This window comes from Streptomyces sp. NPDC058663 (assembly GCF_042716745.1).
Taxonomy (GTDB): Bacteria; Actinomycetota; Actinomycetes; order Streptomycetales; family Streptomycetaceae; genus Streptomyces.
Genome location: NZ_JBHXRV010000012.1, coordinates 87,783 through 108,408, shown reverse-complemented (window position 1 = coordinate 108,408; position 20,626 = coordinate 87,783). Strand labels below are relative to the sequence as shown.

The 20,626-nt window shown below is 72.3% G+C and carries 11 protein-coding genes; 8 read left to right on the top strand and 3 right to left on the bottom strand.

Going from position 1 to position 20,626, the window contains the following annotated elements; all coding sequences use genetic code 11:
* Positions 1-59 precede the first annotated feature (59 nt).
* Together ACFWVV_RS11640 and ACFWVV_RS11635 are read left to right on the top strand one after the other, a co-directional pair.
* Positions 60-1,484, top strand: coding sequence for a glycoside hydrolase family 6 protein (locus ACFWVV_RS11640; protein ID WP_384346560.1), 1,425 nt, complete (start codon positions 60-62; stop codon positions 1,482-1,484).
* A 27-nt stretch (positions 1,485-1,511) separates the two neighbouring features.
* Positions 1,512-2,573, top strand: a complete 1,062-nt coding sequence (locus tag ACFWVV_RS11635) for a YihY/virulence factor BrkB family protein (RefSeq protein ID WP_384346563.1) — start codon at positions 1,512-1,514, stop codon at positions 2,571-2,573.
* An 87-nt stretch (positions 2,574-2,660) separates the two neighbouring features.
* On the opposite strand, the gene ACFWVV_RS11630 is transcribed toward ACFWVV_RS11635, so the two are convergent.
* Complete coding sequence (locus ACFWVV_RS11630) at positions 2,661-5,060, bottom strand: SpoIIE family protein phosphatase (RefSeq protein ID WP_384346566.1); 2,400 nt, start codon at positions 5,058-5,060, stop codon at positions 2,661-2,663.
* Entirely contained in the window at positions 5,057-9,193 is a 4,137-nt protein-coding gene (locus tag ACFWVV_RS11625; RefSeq protein ID WP_384346569.1) for a HAMP domain-containing protein, read from the bottom strand. Before ACFWVV_RS11625 ends, ACFWVV_RS11630 begins: the two co-directional genes overlap by 4 nt.
* 330 nt (positions 9,194-9,523) lie before the next feature.
* On the opposite strand from ACFWVV_RS11625, the gene ACFWVV_RS11620 reads away from it, so the two are divergent.
* From ACFWVV_RS11620 to ACFWVV_RS11605, 4 genes are all read left to right on the top strand, one after another.
* The gene (locus ACFWVV_RS11620; protein WP_384346572.1) at positions 9,524-10,258 is read left to right on the top strand and encodes a DUF6328 family protein; all 735 of its coding nucleotides are present in this window, start codon (positions 9,524-9,526) and stop codon (positions 10,256-10,258) included.
* A gap of 272 nt (positions 10,259-10,530) precedes the next feature.
* The gene (locus ACFWVV_RS11615; RefSeq protein WP_384346575.1) at positions 10,531-11,409 is read left to right on the top strand and encodes an ABC transporter ATP-binding protein; all 879 of its coding nucleotides are present in this window, start codon (positions 10,531-10,533) and stop codon (positions 11,407-11,409) included.
* On the top strand, positions 11,406-12,386 hold the full coding sequence (locus ACFWVV_RS11610; RefSeq protein ID WP_384346578.1) for an ABC transporter substrate-binding protein: 981 nt from the start codon (positions 11,406-11,408) through the stop codon (positions 12,384-12,386). The genes ACFWVV_RS11615 and ACFWVV_RS11610 overlap by 4 nt, the downstream gene beginning before the upstream one ends.
* Positions 12,387-12,390: 4 nt before the next feature.
* The gene (locus tag ACFWVV_RS11605) at positions 12,391-14,466 is read left to right on the top strand and encodes an iron ABC transporter permease (RefSeq protein ID WP_384346581.1); all 2,076 of its coding nucleotides are present in this window, start codon (positions 12,391-12,393) and stop codon (positions 14,464-14,466) included.
* Positions 14,467-14,644: 178 nt separating this feature from the next.
* On the opposite strand, the gene ACFWVV_RS11600 is transcribed toward ACFWVV_RS11605, so the two are convergent.
* Positions 14,645-18,286, bottom strand: a complete 3,642-nt coding sequence (locus ACFWVV_RS11600; protein WP_384346584.1) for a BTAD domain-containing putative transcriptional regulator — start codon at positions 18,284-18,286, stop codon at positions 14,645-14,647.
* Positions 18,287-18,681: 395 nt separating this feature from the next.
* Here ACFWVV_RS11600 and ACFWVV_RS11595 point away from each other — a divergent pair, with 395 nt between their 5' ends.
* A complete protein-coding gene (locus ACFWVV_RS11595; RefSeq protein WP_384346587.1) occupies positions 18,682-19,656 on the top strand; it encodes an NAD(P)-dependent oxidoreductase in 975 nt (324 codons plus the stop codon).
* A 2-nt stretch (positions 19,657-19,658) separates the two neighbouring features.
* Positions 19,659-20,516 carry an SDR family NAD(P)-dependent oxidoreductase gene (locus ACFWVV_RS11590; RefSeq protein ID WP_384346590.1) on the top strand — a complete coding sequence of 286 codons (858 nt, stop codon included), beginning with the start codon at positions 19,659-19,661 and terminating at the stop codon, positions 20,514-20,516.
* Positions 20,517-20,626 lie beyond the last annotated feature (110 nt).

Sequence of the window (20,626 nt, the reverse complement as noted above, 5' to 3'; positions counted from 1 at the left end):
CCTGGGCAACTCTCGTGCGGGAACCGCTCCCGCACGTCCTCGCGACCCAGGAGTGACCCATGCGCCCCCAGGAACCCGCACAGCCCGCCCGGCACACGGAGCCCGAACACGCCGCCGGGCACTCCGAACCCGCCCAGCCTCCAGGGCACACCGAACCCGTGCCACCGACCCGGCACACCGGCCCCGTGCCGACCCTGCGCCCCGCCCACCACGCCCGCCACAAAGGCCTCCAAGGGCTCACGGTGCGCCGCGGCGCCCTCGCCCTGGCCGCGGTGCCGCCGCTCGCGGCCGGCGTCCTGTGGGCCATGACCTCGGGACCGGCCTCCGGCGCACCCGAGCCCGCCCCCGGCGCCCCTGCCGCAGCGGGGCCGCCCGCCCCCGCGCTGGCCGGCAGCCCACGCCTCTACACCCCCCTCGCCAACCCCGACGCGTACAAGCAGGCCCTGCGGCTGTCGCAGGGCGGCGCCGCCGCCGGACTCCGCGAGGCCGCCGGGATCATCAGGATGGTGCGCACCCCGCACGCCGTCTGGTACGGCGACCAGAGCCCCGCGGCCGTCGAGAAGGACGCCCGCGCCGTCGCCCGGGACGCGGCCATCGACGGATCGATGCCGGTCTTCGCGCTCTACAACATCCCCGGCCGCGACTGTTCGAACTACTCCGGCGGCGGGGCGAGCAACACGGCCGAGTACAAGGCCTGGATCGACGGCGTCGCCCGCGGCATCGGCAAGCGCGACGCACTGGTCGTGCTGGAGCCCGACTCGCTGGCCCTGGTGCCCTCCGACTGCGGCCAGGACGACGCCCAGGGCACGAAGACGGCCGCCCGCTACGAGGAAGTGAACTACGCGGTCAGCACCTTCGCCGCCCTGCGCCACACCCGCGTCTACCTCGACACCGGCCACGCCGGCTGGCACGACACCGCCAGCATCGTGCCCCGCCTCGTCAAGGGCGGCATCACCTCCGCGACCGGCTTCTACACCAACGCCTCCAACCACCAGACCGACGAGGCCAACTCCTGGTACGGCAAGCTGATCTCGTCCTGCCTGGCCTACGTCGAGGCCGGCGGCAAGGCTGCGGACTGCCCCTCGCAGAAGGGCCCGCGCGCCGCGGCCCAGGCCTGGCTCGACAAGAACGTCACCACGCCACCGTCCCGGATGAAGCACTTCGTCACCGACACCAGCCGCAACGGCACCGGCCCGTGGAAGCCGCCCGCGGGCAAGTACACCGACCCGCAGGACTGGTGCAACCCGCCGGGACGCGGCCTGGGCGTGCCCCCCACCACCCGCACCGGCGACCCGCTGCACGACGCCAAGCTGTGGATCAAGACACCGGGGGAGTCCGACGGCCTGTGCCTGCGCGGCACCCCGGGGCCCAAGGACCCGGAGCGCGACACGGTCGATCCCAAGGCGGGGGACTGGTTCCCGGAGCAGGCCGTGGAACTCCTGCGCCTGGCGAATCCGCCGCTCCTGCCCGGCCGTCCCGAGTAGCCGCCGCGCGGCGGTAGCGTATGCCGCATGGGAACTGCAGTTCATGTGCCGCAGACCCGGGACATGATCGGGGACGAACTCTCCGGCGACGAAGCGCTCACGGCACTGCGCCACTACGGCGGACGCAAGCTGCTGCACGACGCCTTCGCGCGGTTCCGGTACGCCGACGGGTTCAGCCACGCCCGCTCGCTGGGCTACCAGATGGTGCTCGGCATCGTGCCGTTCCTCATCGCGGCGGTGGGGGCGGCGGCCACCGTGCACACCGAAGGCATCGGCCGGGTGGTGGAGCTGACGCTGACCGGCATCGTGCCGGGAAACAGCACCGGGCTGGTCGAGGAAGCCCTCGCCGAGACCCGGCGCAGCGCCGCCACCAGCGGCTGGACGGCGGTTGCCATGTGGACGGGCCTGGTCTTCGCCATGGTCAATCTCACCTCCGCGATGGCGCAGATCGAGCGCGGCGCCAACCGGATCTACGGCATCGAACGCGACCGCCCCTTCGCCCGCAAGTACGGCCGCAGCCTGCTGCTCGCGCTGGCAGCCGGCGTGCCGCTGGTGCTCGGCTTCCTGTGGCTGGTGGCGGGCGACGCCGTCGGGGACGCGCTGGCCGAGGCGTTCGGCGGACCGGCTTCCTGGCTCGGCCCGTGGCACGCGCTGGACATCCCGGCCGGGGTGCTGCTGGCCTGGGTGGCCTCGGCGGTGATCCTGCGCTGGTCGCCGCGCAGGCGCCAGCCCGGCTACACCTGGCTGGCGTTCGGGTCGGCCGTCCATCTGGTGCTGTGGGTGGGCTCCACCTGGCTGCTGGCCTTCTACGTGGCCCGCAGCGGCACCTTCGGAGCGGTCTACGGGCCGCTCACCGCGTTCGTGGCACTGCTCCTGTGGGCCAACCTCACCGGTGTCGCCCTGTTCCTCGGGATCGCCTTCGCCGCCCAGCTGGAAGCCGCCCGCGCCGGCCTCACCGACGCGGTACGGCCGGACCCGGGCTTCGGCGGGGACGGCGACGCACCAGGAGACCCGTCGCCGGAAGCCGGCGGCGGGACCTCCACCGCGGCCCCCGGCGCCGGGCCCTCCACCCCGGCCCCCGCAGGCTGAACCCGCGCCGGGCCCCCGCCCCGTACTCGCGCCGACCTGACCTGCGCAGGACCCGGCGCGTACACCCGGCCCGGGAGCGGCGCAGGCTCAGCGCACCTCGATGCCGATCAGACAGGTGTCGTCGTCGGTGTCCGAGCGGCTGTGGGTCAGCAGCCGGTCCAGGTGCTTCTCCAGCTCCGGCGGGGCCGTCCCGGCCAGCGCGAGCAACTGGTCCAGGGACTCCTGCACCGTGCGGTCGCGCCGCTCGATCAGCCCGTCCGTGTACATGAGCAGCCGGTCGCCCGCCTCCAGCATCAACTCGTACTCGGTGTACAGCGCTTCGCCGATCGCACCGAGGAGTATCCCCGGCGGCATCGGCAGCGCCGCCGCGGCCCCGCCCCGTACCAGCACCGGCGGCGGATGGCCCGCACGGGCCCAGCGCAGCTGCCGGGTGGCGGGGTCGAAGATGCCGCAGATGGCGGTGGCCGTGACCTGTTCGGCGAGGTGGTGGGCCACCGAGTTGAGCCAGCCCAGCAGCTGGGCCGGTCCCGCACCGGTGGCGGCGAGACCGCGCAGCGCGTTGCGCAGCACCACCATGCCGGTGGCCGCGTGGATGCCGTGCCCCGCCACGTCGCCGACCGCGAGCAGCACCTTGCCGTCGGGCAGGGCCACCGCGTCGTACCAGTCGCCGCCCACCAGGTGCTCCTCCTCGGCCGGCCGGTAGCGCACCGCGACCAGCAGCCCGGAGGTGTCCACGGCGTCCCGGGTCGGCGGCATGATCGCCTGCTGGAGCTGCAGGGCGAGCCTGCTGCGGGCCGCCGCCATCTCCTCGGAGTCGGCCAGCCGGTCCCGGGTCGCGGCGAGCGCCACCTCCGTCCAGTGCTGCGAGGACACGTCCTGGTAGGCGCCGCGCACCGACATGATGTTGCCCGCCGGGTCGGTGACCGGCTCGGCGACGATACGGATGTGCCGCATCACGCCGTCCGCGCGGCGCAGCCTGAACGCCGTGGACGCCGAGTGGCGGTGGTGCAGCAGCGTCCGCAGGAACCGGCCGATGGCCACCGAGTCGTCGTCGTGCGCGTGCAGGTGCAGCCGCTCCAGCGGTACCGGGGAGGAAGAGGGCGGCAGTCCGAACAGGGTGAAGAGCTGGCTGTTCCACAGGATGCCGCCGGTGACGGTGTTCTCCTCGAACCCGCCGATCCTGCCGAGCCGCTGGGCGTGCTGGAGCAGGGAGGCGAGCCGGGACGCCTCGTCCTCCAGCCGCCAGCTCAGCAGCACCGAGTCGCCGTAGCGGCCGATGCCCACCGAAGCCACCGACACCAGCGGCACCTCGTCGACCTGGGCGTCGAGGGTCATCCGCCCGGAGCGGAACGGTTCTCCCGTGGCGTGCACGCGCAGCAGGTGCTCGTAGAGCCCGCCCTCGCGGGCACTCAGCGGGTACGCCTCCAGCCAGCGCATCCCCGTCAGCACCGCCCGGGAGCGGCCCGCGAGGTCGGTGAACCGCTCGTTGGCGTACGCGATCTGGAAGTCGACCACCGTGTTCTGCTCGTTCAGCAGCGGCAGCAGGATCAGCGCCGGGTCCAGCAGTCCGTCGGCGAGGTCCGCCAGCGGGCCCGCCTTCTCGTCCGGCGGTGTTCCCGCCGCGGTGGCGGACACGTCGGTGCCCGGCAGGGTGTGCGCACACAGGTCCGCCAGCGCGTCCAGCTGCCGGGTGGCGGCGGAGGTCAGCGGGGGCTGCGGCTGCGGCCAGCACACCTCCAGCACACCCAGGATCCGGCCGCCCACCTCGGCGGGCAGCACACTGCGCGCCCCGTCGGTGCCGTGCCGCAGACCGATCCCCGGGGTGCCGGCGGGCAGCGACCCGTACCACCGCGGACGGCGCTCGGTGAGCACCTGCTGCGCCCACGTCCCCACCCCCGGCGGTACGTAGCGCCAGCGCTGCGCCTCGCCGCGAGAGAAGCCCGCGTGCCCGGCCAGTATCAGCGCGCCGTCGCGCCCGGCCGCCCACAGCGCCAGCGCGCTCGCGCCCAGCGGGGCGAGCGCCTGCTCGAACAGGGAGTGGACGGCGGTCTGCGCGTCCCCGGTCATCGAGCCGGTCTCGGCGGCCCGCAGCCGCAGTACGTTCCCGGGCCGTGTCCCGTCGCTGCTGCCACCCGGCGAGGGCACGAAAGGACGCCCCTCCTCGCCGGCCCCCGCCGCGGCGCGTGCCGCGGACGAGGAAGCGGACACCGGCAGTGTCTCGGCCACGTCGTCACCGGCCGCGCCGTGCACGATGTCGGCGGCCAGCTCCAGCAGCGGCACCCGTGCCGTCTCCGCCAGATGCTCCAGGTGCAGGGCGGCCTCGGCGGGTCCGCCCTGCCCGCGCTCGACCAGGATGCCGGTCGCGATACCGATCAACGCCCTTGCGTCGGCCGACTCCTGAGAGAGCGTCAGGTCGCGGCGCAGCTGCTCGATGGTCGCGGCCAGGGCGTCCAGCGGCCGGGACTGCTGCGTCTCCTCCCCGCTCACCGGGAGAGCCAGGTGCGCATGCGGTCCACCAGGTCGCCCGCGTCCACGGGCTTGGTGATGTAGTCGCTGGCCCCCGCTGCCAGGCACTTGTCCCGGTCGCCCTCCATCGCCTTCGCCGTCACCGCGATGATCGGCAGCTCGGCGTGCTCGGGCATGGCACGGATCGCCGCGGTCGCCGCGTACCCGTCCATCTCGGGCATCATCACGTCCATCAGGATCAGCTCCACCCCGCCGTGCAGGGCGAGCACCTCAAGGCCCTTGCGCCCGTTGTCGGCATGAAGGACGCGCATGCCGTGCAGTTCGAGGATGCCCGTCAGCGCGTACACGTTGCGGGCGTCGTCGTCGACCACCAGGACCACCCGGCCCGTGAGGTCCAGCGACCCGTCCGGGGCCGGCTCGGGCGCGGGCGGCACCTCGGCGGGCGGCGCCACGGGACGCACCAGCGGCAGCACGTCGGCGGGCCGCTCGGCCGTCAGATGCAGGGCGATGCGCTCGCGCAGCTCGTCCAGGCTGGGCAGCAGCTCCAGCGGTTTGGTCCGCGACCAGTCGGTGAGCTGCCGCTCGTGCGCAGGCTCCAGCGGCCGGGTGTGGTGAGCCAGCACCGGCACCTGATGCAGCGCCGGATCGCCGTCCAGCGCCTGCAGCAGCCGCATCGCGGACCCGTCGGGCATGTCCAGGCCGATCACCACGCAGTGGCACGGGTCGGCCGCCAGCGCGGCAGCCGCCTCCTCGGGGCCGACGGCGGTGCGTACGTGCACCGGGCCCCTGGCATCCGGCATCGAGCCCTCGGCGAGCTCGGCCACCGCACTCTCGGCGACCAGCGACAACAGCCCGCGCGGCCTGTCCTCTATCACCAGGAGCCTGCGCTGCTGCGCCGGTACGACGGGGGAGGGCGCCGAGAGCCCCGCCGCGTCACCCTTACGGTCCGCGGGGTCCGCGTACGCGTCCGGGGACTCGAAGCGGGCCACCGGGATGTACAGGGTGAAGGTGCTGCCCTCGCCGGGCGCGCTGGTCACCTGGATCGCACCGCCGAGCAGATGGGCCATCTCCCGGCTGATCGACAGACCCAGCCCGGTACCGCCGTACTTGCGGCTGGTCGTGCCGTCCGCTTGCTGGAACGCCCCGAAGATCGCTTCGAGCTGCTGGTCGGCGATGCCGATGCCGGTGTCCATGACACGGAAGGCGACGGCCGGGCCGTGCGGGCGCACCAGCGGCGGCAGGTCGGCGCCGAACACCGGGTCGATGCGCAGCTCGACGGCCCCGGACTCGGTGAACTTCACCGCGTTGGACAGCAGGTTGCGCAGTACCTGGCGCAGCCGCGAGTCGTCGGTGACCAGCTCAGCGGGCGCGCCGGGAGCCACGCTGATCCGGAAGTCCAGGCCCTTCTGCGCGGTCATCGGGCGGAAGGTCGCCTCGACGTAGTCCAGCAGCTTGCGCAGGCCCACCGGCTCCGGGTTGACGTCCATCTTTCCGGCCTCGACCTTCGACAGGTCGAGGATGTCGTTGATCAGCTGGAGCAGGTCGGAGCCCGCCGAGTGGATGACGCCCGCGTACTCTACCTGCTTGGGGGAGAGATTGCGGGTCGGGTTCTGGGCGAGCAACTGGGCCAGGATCAAAAGGGAGTTGAGCGGGGTGCGCAGCTCGTGGCTCATGTTCGCCAGGAACTCCGACTTGTACTTGGAGGCGATGGACAGCTGCTGCGCCCGGTCCTCCAGCTCCTGCCTGGCCTGCTCGATCTCCAGGTTCTTGGCCTCGATGTCCCGGTTCTGGGACGCGAGGAGCGCCGCCTTCTCCTCCAGTTCGGCGTTGGAGTGCTGCAACTCCTCCTGCTGCGACTGGAGTTCCTCGGAGCGGGACTGCAGCTCGGCGGCCAGCCGCTGGGACTCACCGAGAAGTTCATCCGTACGGGCGTTGGCGACGATGGTATTGACGTTGACGCCGACCGTCTCCATCAGCTGCTCCAGGAAGTCCCGGTGCACCGGGGTGAAGCCGCCCACCGAGGCCAGCTCGATCACACCGAGCACCAGACCCTCGACGACGATCGGCAGCACCAGCAGGCTGCGTGCGTCGGCCGAACCGAGGCCGGAGGACACCGTGACGTACCCCGGTGGCAGCTCGTCGACGGCGATGGTGCGGCGGCTGCGGGCGACCTGGCCGACCAGGGACTGGCCCAGTTCAAAGCGGACCGGGCGGTCCTCGGTGCCCTGGAAGTGCCCGTACCAGCCGATCAGTTCGAGCTGAGCACCGAGGGCGGAGTCGTTGCCGGTGTCGTGTGCCAGGTAGAAGGCGCCGTACTGCGCGCCGACCAGCGGGGTCAGCTCGTCCATGATCAGTTCGGCGACGACGGTGAGGTCGCGCTGGCCCTGCATGAGGCTGGAGATCCGGGCCAGGTTGGTCTTGAGCCAGTCCTGCTCCTGGTTGGCGCGGGTGGTCTCGCGCAGGGACTCCACCATCGAGTTGATGTTGTCCTTGAGCTCGGAGACCTCGCCGGAGGCGTCCACCGTGATGGAGCGGGTGAGGTCGCCCTCGGCGACGGCGCTGGTCACCTCGGCGATGGCGCGCACCTGCCGGGTGAGGTTCCCGGCGAGCTCGTTGACGTTCTCGGTGAGGCGCTTCCAGGTGCCGGAGACGCCCTCGACCTCGGCCTGCCCGCCGAGCCTGCCCTCGGAGCCCACCTCGCGGGCCACCCGGGTGACCTCGGCGGCGAACGAGGACAGCTGGTCGACCATGGTGTTGATGGTGGTCTTGAGCTCCAGGATCTCACCGCGCGCGTCGACGTCGATCTTGCGGGTGAGGTCGCCCTGGGCGACGGCGGTGGTCACCTGGGCGATGTTGCGGACCTGCCCGGTGAGGTTGTTCGCCATCGAGTTGACGTTGTCGGTCAGGTCCTTCCAGGTGCCGGCCACGTGCGGCACGTGCGCCTGGCCGCCGAGGATGCCCTCGGTGCCGACCTCGCGGGCGACCCGGGTGACCTCGTCGGCGAACGCGGAGAGGGTGGTGACCATGGTGTTGATCACACCGGCGAGCGCGGCGACCTCACCCTTGGCCTCGACGTTGATCTTCTGCGAGAGGTCGCCCTTGGCGACGGCGGTGGCGACCTGGGCGATGGAGCGGACCTGGCCGGTCAGATTGGACGCCATCACGTTGACGTTGTCGGTGAGGTCCTTCCAGGTGCCCGAGACGCCGCGCACGGTTGCCTGGCCGCCCAGGTTGCCCTCGGTGCCCACCTCGCGGGCCACCCGGGTCACCTCGTCGGCGAAGGCCGAGAGCTGGTCGACCATCGTGTTGATGGTCTCCTTCAGCTCCAGGATCTCGCCGCGCGCGTCCACCCGGATCTTCTGCGAGAGGTCGCCCTTGGCGACGGCGGTGGTGACCTGGGCGATGTTGCGCACCTGGGAGGTGAGGTTGTTCGCCATCACGTTGACGGACTCGGTGAGGTCCTTCCAGGTGCCCGAGACGCCCTGGACGTCGGCCTGCCCGCCGAGTCTGCCCTCGGTGCCCACCTCGCGGGCCACCCGGGTCACCTCGTCGGCGAAGGAGGAGAGCTGGTCGACCATCGTGTTGATGGTGTTCTTCAGCTCGTGGATCTCACCCTGCGCGTCCACGTCGATCCGCCGGGTCAGATCGCCCTTGGCGACCGCCGTGGCGACCTGGGCGATGTCACGCACCTGGGTGGTGAGATTGCCCGCCATCGCGTTGACGGAGTCCGTGAGGTCCTTCCAGGTGCCGTCCACGCCCGGAACCTCGGCCTGCCCGCCGAGGCGGCCGTCGGTGCCGACCTCGCGGGCGACCCGGGTGACCTCGGAGGTGAACAGCGACAGCTGGTCGACCATGCCGTTGAAAACGAGAGCGATCTCACCCAGGAGGCCGTCCCTGTCGTCGGGCAGCCGGGTGCCGAAGTCTCCGTCGCGTACGGCCGTCAGCCCGGCGAGCAGCTGCCTCAGCTCGGGCTCGCCCACCGATCCCGCGGCGCCCACGGGCGCGGCCGGGCCAGCAGTGCCCGCCGGGCCAGCCGTGCCCGTCGGCTTCGCCGAGGCGGCCGCCGGAACCTTGGCGGCCTTGGTGGCCGTTCCGTCCGCGCGCGCAGTCCCCGAGGACGTACGCCGCCTGCCAGTCTCCGCACCAGTACTCATCGTCCAGTCCCACCCCTTCACGCAAATTGCTCGACACCGGCCCGCGCAGGGGGCGGCACCGGCACGACCAGCTCACTTCCGAACGGGCGTTCCGTGGGTCATGGTGCCACAGTTGCCGTACGGCAATTTTCTCCGCGGCCCCGTCCGCTCGCCATGTGACGACAGGCGTCGGACGTGGGACGGAACCGCTCGTGGAGCTCATGTCTGCCACCCGAAAGGGTATGCGGTCGATTGTTCGCTCGATAAGGGCGAGTGGACCCGCGCCGACGGGCGGGCGCCCCGGGTGGACGGGGGTGCGCCCCTGGTGCGTGGACGGCGAGGAGGACGGACATGGCCGAGACCGACACCGGGGCCGGAGCAGCAAACGAGAGCGGCAGTCCCCAGGGGCGTGCCGATCACGGGCGGACCGACACCGGCGGAACCCGGGAGCGGACGGGCGAGGGGCAGGCCGTGGACGGCCGGGCCTGCGGCCGGGAGGCCAGGGGTGGCCGGCCGGACGGCGGAGGGGCCGGCCATAGACCGGTCAGCAACGAAAGCGGGGGCGGGGACGGAAACGGGAGCGGGGACGGAAACGGGGACAGAGGCAGGAACGGACGCTCCGGGGGCCGGAGCGAGACCGAGGACGAGCGTGCGGACCGCCAGTGGGGCGAGCTGGTTCAGGAGATCCGCGTAGCCCAGACCGGCGTGCAGATCCTCTTCGGCTTCCTGCTCACGGTGGTCTTCCAGCCGGGCTTCCAGCGCCTGGGCGAGACCGACAAGATGATCTACGTGATCACCGTGGTGCTCGGCGCCACCGCGACCGGGGCGCTCATCGGCCCTGTCTCCTTCCACCGCATCGTCTCCGGCCGCAAGATCAAACCGCAGGCCGTGGTCTGGGCGTCCCGGCTGACCTTCCTCGGTCTGCTCCTGCTGCTGGCCACGCTGTCCTCGGCGCTGCTGCTGGTGATGCGGGCGGTGACCCACAACGCGTACGCACCGTGGCTGGTTGCCGGAGTCGTCACCTGGTACTTGCTGTGCTGGTACGTGCTGCCGGTGTGGGCGCGCAAGAGGCACACCAGCGACTGACCGGGGCCCGGGCGGAGGTGTTCGTACAGAGGGACGGGAGCTCCGGGCCCGAACGGGCAACGGCGGCCCGCAGGCAGCGCAACAGCGGCCCCTCGGCAGTACAACGGCGGCCCACCGGCAGTGTTGTCACTGAAAGGGCCGCCGCCCGAGCCGAGTTGGCCGCGGGCCCGAGGATGCCGTGAGCAGCCCGAAGAGCACCTCCGCAAGCTACTTTCAAGACAATCTCGGCACCCTCTTTCAACGCGACCTAAGGTTAGGCTAACCTTCCCGGCGTGCAAGCAGGTGAAGAGACTTCCGCGGCCCGGCGTCCCCGTGGTCATGAACGCCCCCCCGGCCACGAACTGCGTGCCACGGGCGTCACCGTGGCGTACGACGGCGTCGACGTCGTCCACGACGCCGCCCTGACGCTCCGTCCCCGCGAAGTGACCGTCCTCGTCGGACCGAACGGCAGCGGCAAGTCGACACTGCTGCGCACCATCTCCCGGCTCCAGCGGCCCAGGACGGCCCACTTGGTCATCGACGGAGACGTCGACGCGCTCGCCCTGAGCGCCCGCGAGTTCTCGCGGAACGTCGCCCTGCTGACCCAGGGGCGCCCCACCCCCAGCGGACTGACCGTGCGCGACCTCGTCGAGTTCGGCCGCTACCCCTACCGGGGCCGCTGGGGCAAGGCCGACCCGGAAGGACCGGCCGCCGTGGACCGCGCGCTGGCCATGACCGGCGTCGCCGCACTCGCAGACCGGGGTGCCGAGCACCTCTCCGGCGGACAGCTCCAGCGGGTGTGGCTCGCCGGCTGTCTTGCCCAGGAGACCGGCGTACTGCTGCTCGACGAGCCCACCACCTACCTCGACCTCCGCTACCAGGTCGAACTCCTCGACCTGGTGCGCGACCTGGCGGACGACCACGGCATCGCCGTCGGCGCCGTCCTGCACGACCTCGACCAGGCTGCCGCCGTGGCCGACCGCGTCGTCCTGCTCGACTCGGGACGCGTCGTGTGCGACGGCAGCCCCGAGGACGTGCTCACCGGCGAGCGGCTCACCGCCACCTACGGCATCCGTATCGAAGTCGACTCCGACCCTCTTACCGGCAGGCTGCGCACCCGCGCGATAGGCCGCCACCACATGCGAAGCGAAAGGCTCAGCGCCACCTCATGAGACGCCTCCTCCTCACCGCCGCGGCAGCCACCGCGGCGGCCCTCACCCTGTCCGCCTGCGGTACCACCGAGCCCGCCGCCGACGCCGCGAAGCCGAAGACCGCCGAGAAGATCACCCTCACCGACGTCCACGGCGCCAAGGTCGTCCTCGAAGGACCCGCCAAGAAGGTCGTCGGCACCGAGTGGAACGTCGTCGAGAGCCTGATCTCGCTGGGCGTCGCCCCGGCCGGCGTCGCCGACGTCAAGGGGTACCAGGCCTGGAACACCGCCGCCCCGTTGAAGAACGACGCCAAGGACATCGGCACCCGCGGCGAGCCCAGCATGGACACCGTCGCCGCCCTCGCCCCCGACCTGGTCATCGCCACCACCGACCTGCCGCCGGCCGCCCTCAAGCAGCTCCGCAAGATCGCCCCGGTGCTGGAGCTCAAGGCGGCCGACGCGGCCGACCCGATCGGCCGGATGACCGACGACATCAACACCATCGCCAAGGCCACCGGCACCACCGCGAAGGCCGAGAAGCTGCTGAAGGACTTCGACACGAAGGTCGCCTCCGGCAAGAAGGCGATCGCCGACGCCGGCCACGCGGGCGCCAAGTTCGCCTTCGCCGACGGCTACGTCGTCAACAACCAGGTCTCCATCCGCCCGTACACGAGCGGTTCGCTGATCGGCGCGGTCAACGAGAAGCTCGGCCTGAAGAACCCGTGGACGCAGAAGGGCGACAAGGCGTACGGCCTGGCCGCCACCGACGTCGAGGGCCTCACCAAGCTGGGCGACGTGGAGTTCGCCTACATCGGCAACAAGAGCGACAAGGCCAGCACCCCCTTCACCGGCATGCTCGCCAAGGACAACGTGTGGAAGTCGCTGCCGTTCGTGAAGAAGGGCAACGTGCACCAACTGCCCGACGGCATCTGGATGTTCGGCGGCCCGCTGTCGATGAACAACTACGTCGACTCCGTCGTCGAGGCGCTGAAGAAGTAGCACCATGGCCGTCACCGCAATCACCCCCGCCACCCGCCCGACGGCGGCCCGTACCCGGACGGGTGCGGCCGCGGTGACGGCCGCCCTGCTCCTCCTCGTCGCCGTCCTCGCCTTCGTCGACATCACCCAGGGCACCACCTCGGTCGGTGTCCCCGAGGTGTGGAAGGCACTCACCGGCCAGGCCCAGACGGGCGACGCGTCCGTCGTCGTCGCCGCCCGGATACCGCGCATGGTCGCCGGACTGCTGATCGGCACGGTGCTCGCCGTCGCAGGCGCCGCCCTCCAGGCCGTCACCCGCAACGTCCTCGCCTCGCCCGACACCCTCGCCGTCAACGCGGGCTCCTATCTGGCGCTCGGCGTCGTCGCCGTCACCGGTCTTTCCCTGCCGCTGTTCGCCACCACCGGCGTCGCCTTCGCCGGCGGACTGGCCGCCGCCGCCGTCGTGCTCGGCCTCTCCGGGCTCGGCGCCGGCACCGTACGCCTGGTCCTGGCGGGCAGCGCTCTCCTGCTGGGCCTGAACGCCGTCACCGAGGGGCTCCTCCTCCTGTTCCCCAAGGAGACCGAGGGCCTCTTCCAGTGGAACCAGGGAGCCATCGCCCAGTCCGGCTACGACGGCATCGTGCGGATGCTGCCGCTCGCCGTGCTCGGCATCGCCGGACTGCTGCTGCTCGCCCGCCGGATGGACGCCCTCGCGCTCGGCGACGACGCCGCCCGCGGACTCGGCGTCCCGGTCCGCAGCACCCGAGTCCTCACGGTCGTGCTCGCCGCCCTCCTGTCGGCCGCCGCGGTCGCACTCGCCGGGCCGATCGGATTCGTCGGCCTGTGCGCGCCCGCCCTGGTCCGCCCGCTGGCCCGCCGACTGCGCGGGCTGACGAAGACCCGCGCGGCCCTGCCTTTCACCGGACTCGTCGGCGCCGCACTGGTCCTCGGCTCGGACGTCCTGCTGCGCGCCCTGGTGCCCGCCGACACCGCCGTCGCCGTACCCACCGGTGTCGTCACCAGCTTCGCCGGAGCGGTGTTCCTGATCGTCATGGCGACCAGGACCAAGGACACCGTGGGTGCCGCCGCGCCCGACCGGTTGCGGCTGCGCAGCCGCGGCGTCTTCGTCACCACCACGGCCGTACTGGTCGCCCTCCTCGTCGGCCTGACGATCGCCGCCGTACTCATCGGCGACAGCAAGCTCCTCCTCGGCGACGTCGCCAACTGGGCCCAGGGCAACGCGGGAAGGGCCGTCACCTTCGTCCTGGACACCCGGGTGCCACGCGTCGCCGCCGCACTGCTGGCCGGTGCAGCACTCGCCCTGGCGGGCACCCTCGTCCAGTCCGTCACCCGCAACCCGCTCGCCGAACCCGGCACCCTGGGCGTCTCCGGAGGCGCGGCACTCGGCGCCGTCCTCCTCGTCACGACCGTGCCGGCGGCCGGAACGTGGCAGGTGGCGGCGGCCGCGTTCGGCGGCGCCGTGGCCGCGGCCGTGCTCGTCTTCGGCCTCGCGGCACGCGGCGGCTTCCAGCAGAACCGGCTGGTGCTGGTCGGCTTCGGAGTCGCCACCGGATCCACCGCCCTGATCGCCCTCCTGGTCATCCTCACCGACCCCTTCAACGCCATCAAGGCCCTCACCTGGCTGTCCGGCTCCACCTACGGGCGCACCTTCCCCGACGTCGTCCCGCTGGCCGTCGTCCTGGTCTTCGGCATCGCGGTCGCCGTGGCCCGGCGCACCGAACTCGACCTGCTCTCCCTCGACGAGGACACCCCCCGGCTGTTGGGCCTGAGCCTGGGACAGGGCCGCCTCGGCTTCCTGTCCCTGAGCGTCCTGCTCAGCGCCACGGCGGTGTCCGCGGCGGGCACCATCGGCTTCGTCGGCCTGGTCGCCCCGCACGCGGCCCGCGCCCTGGTCGGCCGCCGCCACACCCGGGTCGTCCCGGTCGCGGTCCTCCTGGGCGCCCTCCTGGTCGGTACGGCGGACCTCGTGGGCCGCACCGTCATCGCCCCGGCCCAGCTGGGCGCGGGCCTCATGACGGCGGTCATCGGCACCCCGTACTTCCTCTACCTGCTGATCCGCAGCCGCCGAGCAGGCGCGTGAGGCGAGCGCCCCGGCGCGCACGGACGAAGGGCCCCGCGGCTTCGGCTGCGGGGCTCTTCTGGGTGGGGGCGGGTTTCGGGTGCCTGGTGCGGGGACTTCTGGGTGGGGGAGGGGTGCCGGGCTCCGGGCGTCGGGTGCCGGGTGCCCTAGGTTTACGGGGATGGGGTTGTGGCCTGGGTTACGGGGCCGGCGCGCGGTCGTCGGCCGGTGCGCGACCGTCGGCCTGCGCCCGGCGGTGGCCGACGGGCTCCTCAGCGCCGCCGTCCGGGGGAGGCGGACCGTCGGCCGGTGCAGCCTGACCGGAAGCGGGTGCCGGCTGACCGGTAGCGGGCTCCGTGTCACTGGCGTGCACCGGGCTGCGCTCCGCCGACGCCGCACCTGCGGCAAAGGTGGCTTCGAAGGGCGCTTCGCCCAGAACCGCGCGAACCCGGGCCGCGATGCGGTCCACGTCGCCCCGCTCCTCCGGCGGCAGCGGCGCCCCCACCGACTCCCGGGCCGCCGTGGCCGCCCCCAGCAGCCGGGCCGCCTCGCGATGCCCGCCCTGCAACGACCGGACGCCCGCCAGCCCTTCGAGGGCCAGCGCCCGGGCCCGTGGATCACCGAGTCCGCGAGCGAGCTCCAGGCCCTCGCGGTGGTGGGCGAGAGCGGCCAGGGCGTCACCCCGCTGCTCGGCCACGAAACCGAGTTCGGCCAGCACCAGGGTCAGCCCCGGTCCGAAGTCCAGCCGACGGAACCACGCCAGCAGCGGACGGAGATGCCCGGCGGCGGCGTCGAGGTCGCCCGACCTGCGCGCGCCGAGGGCGAGCCCGATCTCGGCACTGACCTCCCCGTCCCTGAAGTTCTGGTCGGCGGCCAGCTTCAGTGCCCGCTCGTGCATGTCCCGGGCACGTACGTGGTCGCCGGAGAGCAGGGCGATCCTGCCGAGCCCGGTCAGGCGTTTGGACGCCTCCATCCACATGCCGAGCTCCTCGGCCATCTCCAACCCATCCTGGTGCAGTTGAGCGGCCCGTACGTAGTCGCCGGAGATCTCCGCGAGCGAGGCGAGCGGGAAGACCGTCTGCAACCGCCCCCACCGGTCGCCCAGTTCGTCAAAGAGGCGGGCGCTCTCGGTCCCGTCGCGCTCCAGGGCGACGAGGTCGCTGCGGCCCAACGCGTGCCGGGTACGTACGCTCAACGCTGCCGCGACGCCCCAACTGTCATTCAGTAAACGGAAGTTGTTGAGAGCCTGGTCGACCAGCGCCTCACCCACGGACAGGTCGAAACCCATCAGGGTGGAGCCCAGGAACCAACGCGCGGCGGCGAGTCCGGCCGGATCGTCGAGGGCGTCCCAGGGGGCGAGTGCCGCAAGGACCCGGGCCCGGCACGCTTCCCCGTCGCCACTCCCGCCCGCCAGGATCTCCAGCCCGGCCGCCCACGCACCCGCACGGGCACGCAGCCGGTCCGCGTCCGGCGCGGGAAGGGGGAGAGGGGTGTCTACCTGGAGGGGGGCGGCTACCGGGGGAGGGGCGCCGGCCGATCGCAGGGCATATGCGCCTGCACCCTCCACCGGCAGCGCGAGGGCCGACGCAAGCGACCTGCGGGCCTCGGTGAGGCGCGAGCGCAGCACCCAGTACCACGACAACGCGTCGACCAGCCGCAGCGCTTCGACGGCGCGCCCTTCGGAGACGGCGAAGGCGAGCGCGCCGCGCATGTTGGCGCTCTCCTCGTCGAGCCGGCCGAGCCAGTGCCGCTGCTCGTCGCCTCGCAGCAACGGGGCGGCGACGACAGCCAGTTCGATGTAGTACGTACTATGCCGACGGCGGACCTCCCGCCCCTCACCGGCTTCGAGCAACTGCTCGAAGCAGTACGCCCTGACCGATTCCAGCAGCCGGTAGCGCGGCCCCGTCGCACAGTCGACGGCCACCACCAAAGAACGGTCGACCAGCCGGGCGAGCAGGTCGAGGACCTCGACCGGTTTGACACCGTCCCCGGAACAGACGGCCTCGGCTGCCTCCAGCGTGCAGCCCTGCGCGTGCACGGCGAGCCTGCGCAGCACGATCCGCTCGGCGGCGGTCAGCAGCCCCCAGCTCCAGTCGATCATCGCGCGTAGGGTGCGCTGCCGGGCCGGGGCGTCGCGGTAGCCGCCCGCCAGCAGTTCGAGGCGGTCGTCGAGGCGGGCCAGCAGTCCGTGCACGCCGAGGGTCCGTACCCGCGAAGCCGCCAGCTCCAGCGCCAGCGGAATGCCGTCGAGCCGCCGGCACAGCTCCGCGACGGCCTCGGCGTTCCCGGCGTCCAGGGCGAATCCCGGCGCCCCGGCGGCACGCGCCACGAAGAGCTGAACGGCCGTCGACTCCCGTACGGCCGCAGCATCGCCCGCCCCGGCGGCCGGAAGCTCCAACGGCGGTACGGGGAAAAGCACCTCGCCGCCCAGGCCCAACGGCTCCTGACTGGTCGCGAGGATGCGGAGACCGGGCACGGCGCTCACCAGCCGCCGCGCCAACTCGGCGGCGGCCGGAACCAGATGCTCACAGTTGTCGAGGACGAGCAGCAGCTGCTTGCCGTGCAGGGCACCCGCCAAGCGATCGACAGCCGCCCGGCCCCCATCCCCGGTGACGCCCTCCCGACCCCCGTCCCCGGTGACGGCCTCCCGGCCACCATGCCCGGAACTGATGCCCGCTTCCTCGCGCACCCCCAGAACCCGCAGCACCATTTCGGCGACCGCCGCCAAGTCACCGTCCACCGCAGTCATTTCGACGATCCAGACACCGTCGGCGAACTCGCCCCTCGAACGTCTCGCAGCCTCGACCGCCAACCGTGTCTTGCCCACCCCGCCCGGCCCGGTAAGCGTCAATATCCGTCCCGTGGAGAGCAGTTCACGCACCTCGGCCACCGCCGCGGTGCGCCCGACGAGTGCGGTCACGGGTGCGGGGAGATTCGTACGGGGTTGCCCCGGCGGAATCTCGACGGCGCCGGAGGACTGGGTGGGGGATGAGTCAGACGGGAATGCCGGGGCGGGGTTCTGGGCTGCCCCGCCAGGTGGCGCGGCGGGGCTCGGCCGGGAGGGCCGCCGGGCGCGCGGCCCGTCCAGTCCGGGGTCGTGGCGCAGGATCGCGGCGTGCAGCGCGGCCAGTTCGGCGCTCGGATCGAGCCCGAGGTCGTCGCCCAGCCGCTCACGCAGGGCCGCGTAGCTCTTCAGGGCTTCGCTCTGCCGCCCGGCCCGGTACAGCGCCCTCAGCTGTACCGACCGCAGCCGCTCACGTAGTGGATGACGGGCCACGAATGCGCCCAACTCAGCGACCAGTAACGCATGTTCGCCCGCTTCCAGCGAGGCGTCCGCCCAGTCCTCCACAGCCGTCAGCCGCTGCTCCTCCAGCCTGGCGATGGCTCCCGCGGCGAACGGCTCGTCGACGAAGTCCTCGAACGCCGCCCCGCGCCACAGCCCCAGCGCCTCCGCGAACACCCCGGCGCGCACCCGGGCGTCCGACTCCGCGCGAGCCTGCGCGGCCAGCGCATCGAACCGCCCGGCGTCCCAGTCCTCGGCATCCTCCAGTACGAGCGCATATCCGGCCGCGGTGGACCGCACCAGCCGGCGCCCCGCACCCGGTTCGCCCTTCTCCAGCGCGCGACGCAACTGCGAGACCTTGCCCTGCAAGGTGTTGGCCGGATGGGCGGGCAGCTCCCGGTCCCCCCACAGGTCGTCCACCAGACGGTCCACCGACACGGGGCGCCCCGGGGACACCAGCAGGTCGGCGAGCAGGGCACGGACCTTCGACCCGGGGACCGCCACGGGATTCCCGTCCCGGGTCCACACCGTCAGCGCACCAAGCACCCCGAATCGCATGCGTGAACGATATCCCGGGGTGTGCGGCGCCTTCAGCCCCGGACGTCCCGCGCCAACAGCGGGCCAGGCACTGTCTGATGGCGCCTCGGGCGTCGGTCGGCAGCCGGACGTGTCAGGCCGCCGACCGACGCCCGGGCACTGGCCGGTCGCCGGGCGGACCCGGGCCAGCAGGTAGACGCGGGCACCGGTCGGCGCCCGGACGGGGCAGGCCGGCAGGCAAGCCACGCGCCAACGGGAAGCCGGACGGGACCAGGCCCGGAAGCAGACCAGGCACTCAGCGGTGCTGGACCGGCACAGGGCCAGCAGCCAGACCCGCACCACCCAACAGCCGGGCCGACACCGGCCAACAGGATTCCAACAGCAGACCGACAGCACAGGTCAGCAGAGTGATCCCCATGAACACCACACCGCAGAACGCCACCGCCCCGCGCGCCTCCACCGAAGCCCCCGCGGCCGCGGCACCGGCATTCGCACCCACCCAGACTCCGGCAACTCCCTCCCCCAACCCCACCATCGCCGTTCTCGGCCTCGGCAACCTGGGCCGGGCACTGGCCACGACGTACCTGGACAGCGGTCACCGTACGACCGTGTGGAACCGCACCGCGGCCAAGGCCGACGCTCTCGTCGAGCGGGGCGCACGGCGGGCCGGAACCCCCGCCGAGGCCATCGCCGAGAGCGAGTTGGTGATCATCAACGTCCTGGACGACAAGGCCGCACTCACGGTCCTCACCCCCGCGGCCTCCGCCCTGGCAGGCAAGACGCTGCTGAACCTCACCACGAGCACCCCCGACGGCACCCGCAAACTGGCGGCGCTGGCAGCGGAGCACGGAGCGCAGTACCTGGACGGAGCCGTCTACGCGGTGCCGCAGACCCTCGGCAAACCCGAGTCCTTCGTGCTCTACAGCGGCTCGGCCACCGCCTTCGAAGCCGTACGCCCCCAGCTGGAGCTACTGGGCACCGCCGAATTCGTCGGCACCGACCCCTCCCTCACCCCTGTCCATGACCTGGCCCTGCTCAGCGGGATGTATGGAATGTTCGCCGGCTTCTTCCAAGCGGTCGCCCTCGCGGAGACCGCGGGCATCAAGGCTGAGGACATCACCGGACATCTCATCCGCTGGCTCGGCTCGGCGGCCGCGGCGCTGCCCGGCTTCGCGGCGGAGATCGACTCCGGTGACTACGACGCCACGGATGTCTCCAACATCAGCATCAACGCGGTCGGCCTGGCCAACATCCTCTCCGCCACCCGGGCCCGGGGCATCGGCACCGAACTCCTCGACCCGCTGGAGACCGCCCTCAGGCAGCAGCTCGAGGCCGGTCACGGCGCCGCCAGCCTCTCGCGCACCATCGAATCCGTAAGGAAGGCCAAGTAGCCATGAAGAGCGAAGCAGCCACGAACAACCAGGCAGCCACCACGACACGTGCACACCACATCGAAGGCCACCAGGAGAGGGAGCGGCCCGAAGGGCGGTACGCGGGCAAGCGGGCGGTCGTCATCGGCGGGACGCACGGCATGGGGCTGGGGGTGGTGAGGGCCCTGCTGGCCGGCGGCGCGGAGGTGCTGCTGACCGGGCACAGCGAGAAGAACCTGGAGGCCGCCCGCGACGAGCTCGCCCCGTTCGGCGACGCGGTGCACGCCGTCCGCTCCGACATCGCCAGTACGGCCGACATCAACGCCCTCGGGGAGCTGGTCGCGACGGAACTGGGCACGGTCCACTTCCTGCACATCAACGCCGGCACGGCATCCATCGAGCCGTTCGACCAGGTCACCGAGGCCAGCTACGACCACGCCTTCGCCATCAACACGAAGGGCGCCTTCTTCACCGTGCAGCGCCTCGCTCCGCTGATCGAGGAGGGCGGCTCGATCATCTTCACCACCTCGGTCACCACTGTCATGGGCTACCCCCAGATGGCCACCTACTCGGCCTCGAAGGCCGGCGCCCGCTCGTTCGCCCAGGTGCTCGCGGCGGAACTGCTCCCACGCAACATCCGGGTCAACGCGATCAGCGGCGGCTACATCAACACACCGACCATGGCGGTCCCCACCTGGACCGACAAGGAACGGTCCGCCTTCCTCGAAGCGGGCGACCAGGAGACCCCGATGAAACGCGTCGGCACGATAGAGGAGTTCGCCACGGCCACCCTCTTCCTCGCCTTCGACGCCACCTTCACCACGGGCATCGAGTTCCCGGTCGACGGGGGCCTGGCACAGCGTCTCAACGCTGCGGCGTAACAGAGGTGCGGAAGCCCCCTGCCACCAGCAGGTGGCCGGGCCGCCACGGGGCGGACCGCACGGCCGACGCGGGGACTGCGACTGCTCAGAGAACGGTCGCGCCTCTGAAT

Excerpts from the sequence above, each read along its gene's own strand:
- ACFWVV_RS11605 (WP_384346581.1), top strand. The coding sequence starts at position 12,391 with ATGGCCGTCACCGCAATCACCCCCGCCACCCGCCCGACGGCGGCCCGT.
- ACFWVV_RS11620 (WP_384346572.1), top strand. The coding sequence starts at position 9,524 with ATGGCCGAGACCGACACCGGGGCCGGAGCAGCAAACGAGAGCGGCAGT.
- ACFWVV_RS11625 (WP_384346569.1), bottom strand. The coding sequence starts at position 9,193 with ATGAGTACTGGTGCGGAGACTGGCAGGCGGCGTACGTCCTCGGGGACT.
- ACFWVV_RS11590 (WP_384346590.1), top strand. The coding sequence starts at position 19,659 with ATGAAGAGCGAAGCAGCCACGAACAACCAGGCAGCCACCACGACACGT.
- ACFWVV_RS11640 (WP_384346560.1), top strand. The coding sequence starts at position 60 with ATGCGCCCCCAGGAACCCGCACAGCCCGCCCGGCACACGGAGCCCGAA.
- ACFWVV_RS11635 (WP_384346563.1), top strand. The coding sequence starts at position 1,512 with ATGGGAACTGCAGTTCATGTGCCGCAGACCCGGGACATGATCGGGGAC.
- ACFWVV_RS11600 (WP_384346584.1), bottom strand. The coding sequence starts at position 18,286 with ATGCGATTCGGGGTGCTTGGTGCGCTGACGGTGTGGACCCGGGACGGG.
- ACFWVV_RS11595 (WP_384346587.1), top strand. The coding sequence starts at position 18,682 with ATGAACACCACACCGCAGAACGCCACCGCCCCGCGCGCCTCCACCGAA.
- ACFWVV_RS11610 (WP_384346578.1), top strand. The coding sequence starts at position 11,406 with ATGAGACGCCTCCTCCTCACCGCCGCGGCAGCCACCGCGGCGGCCCTC.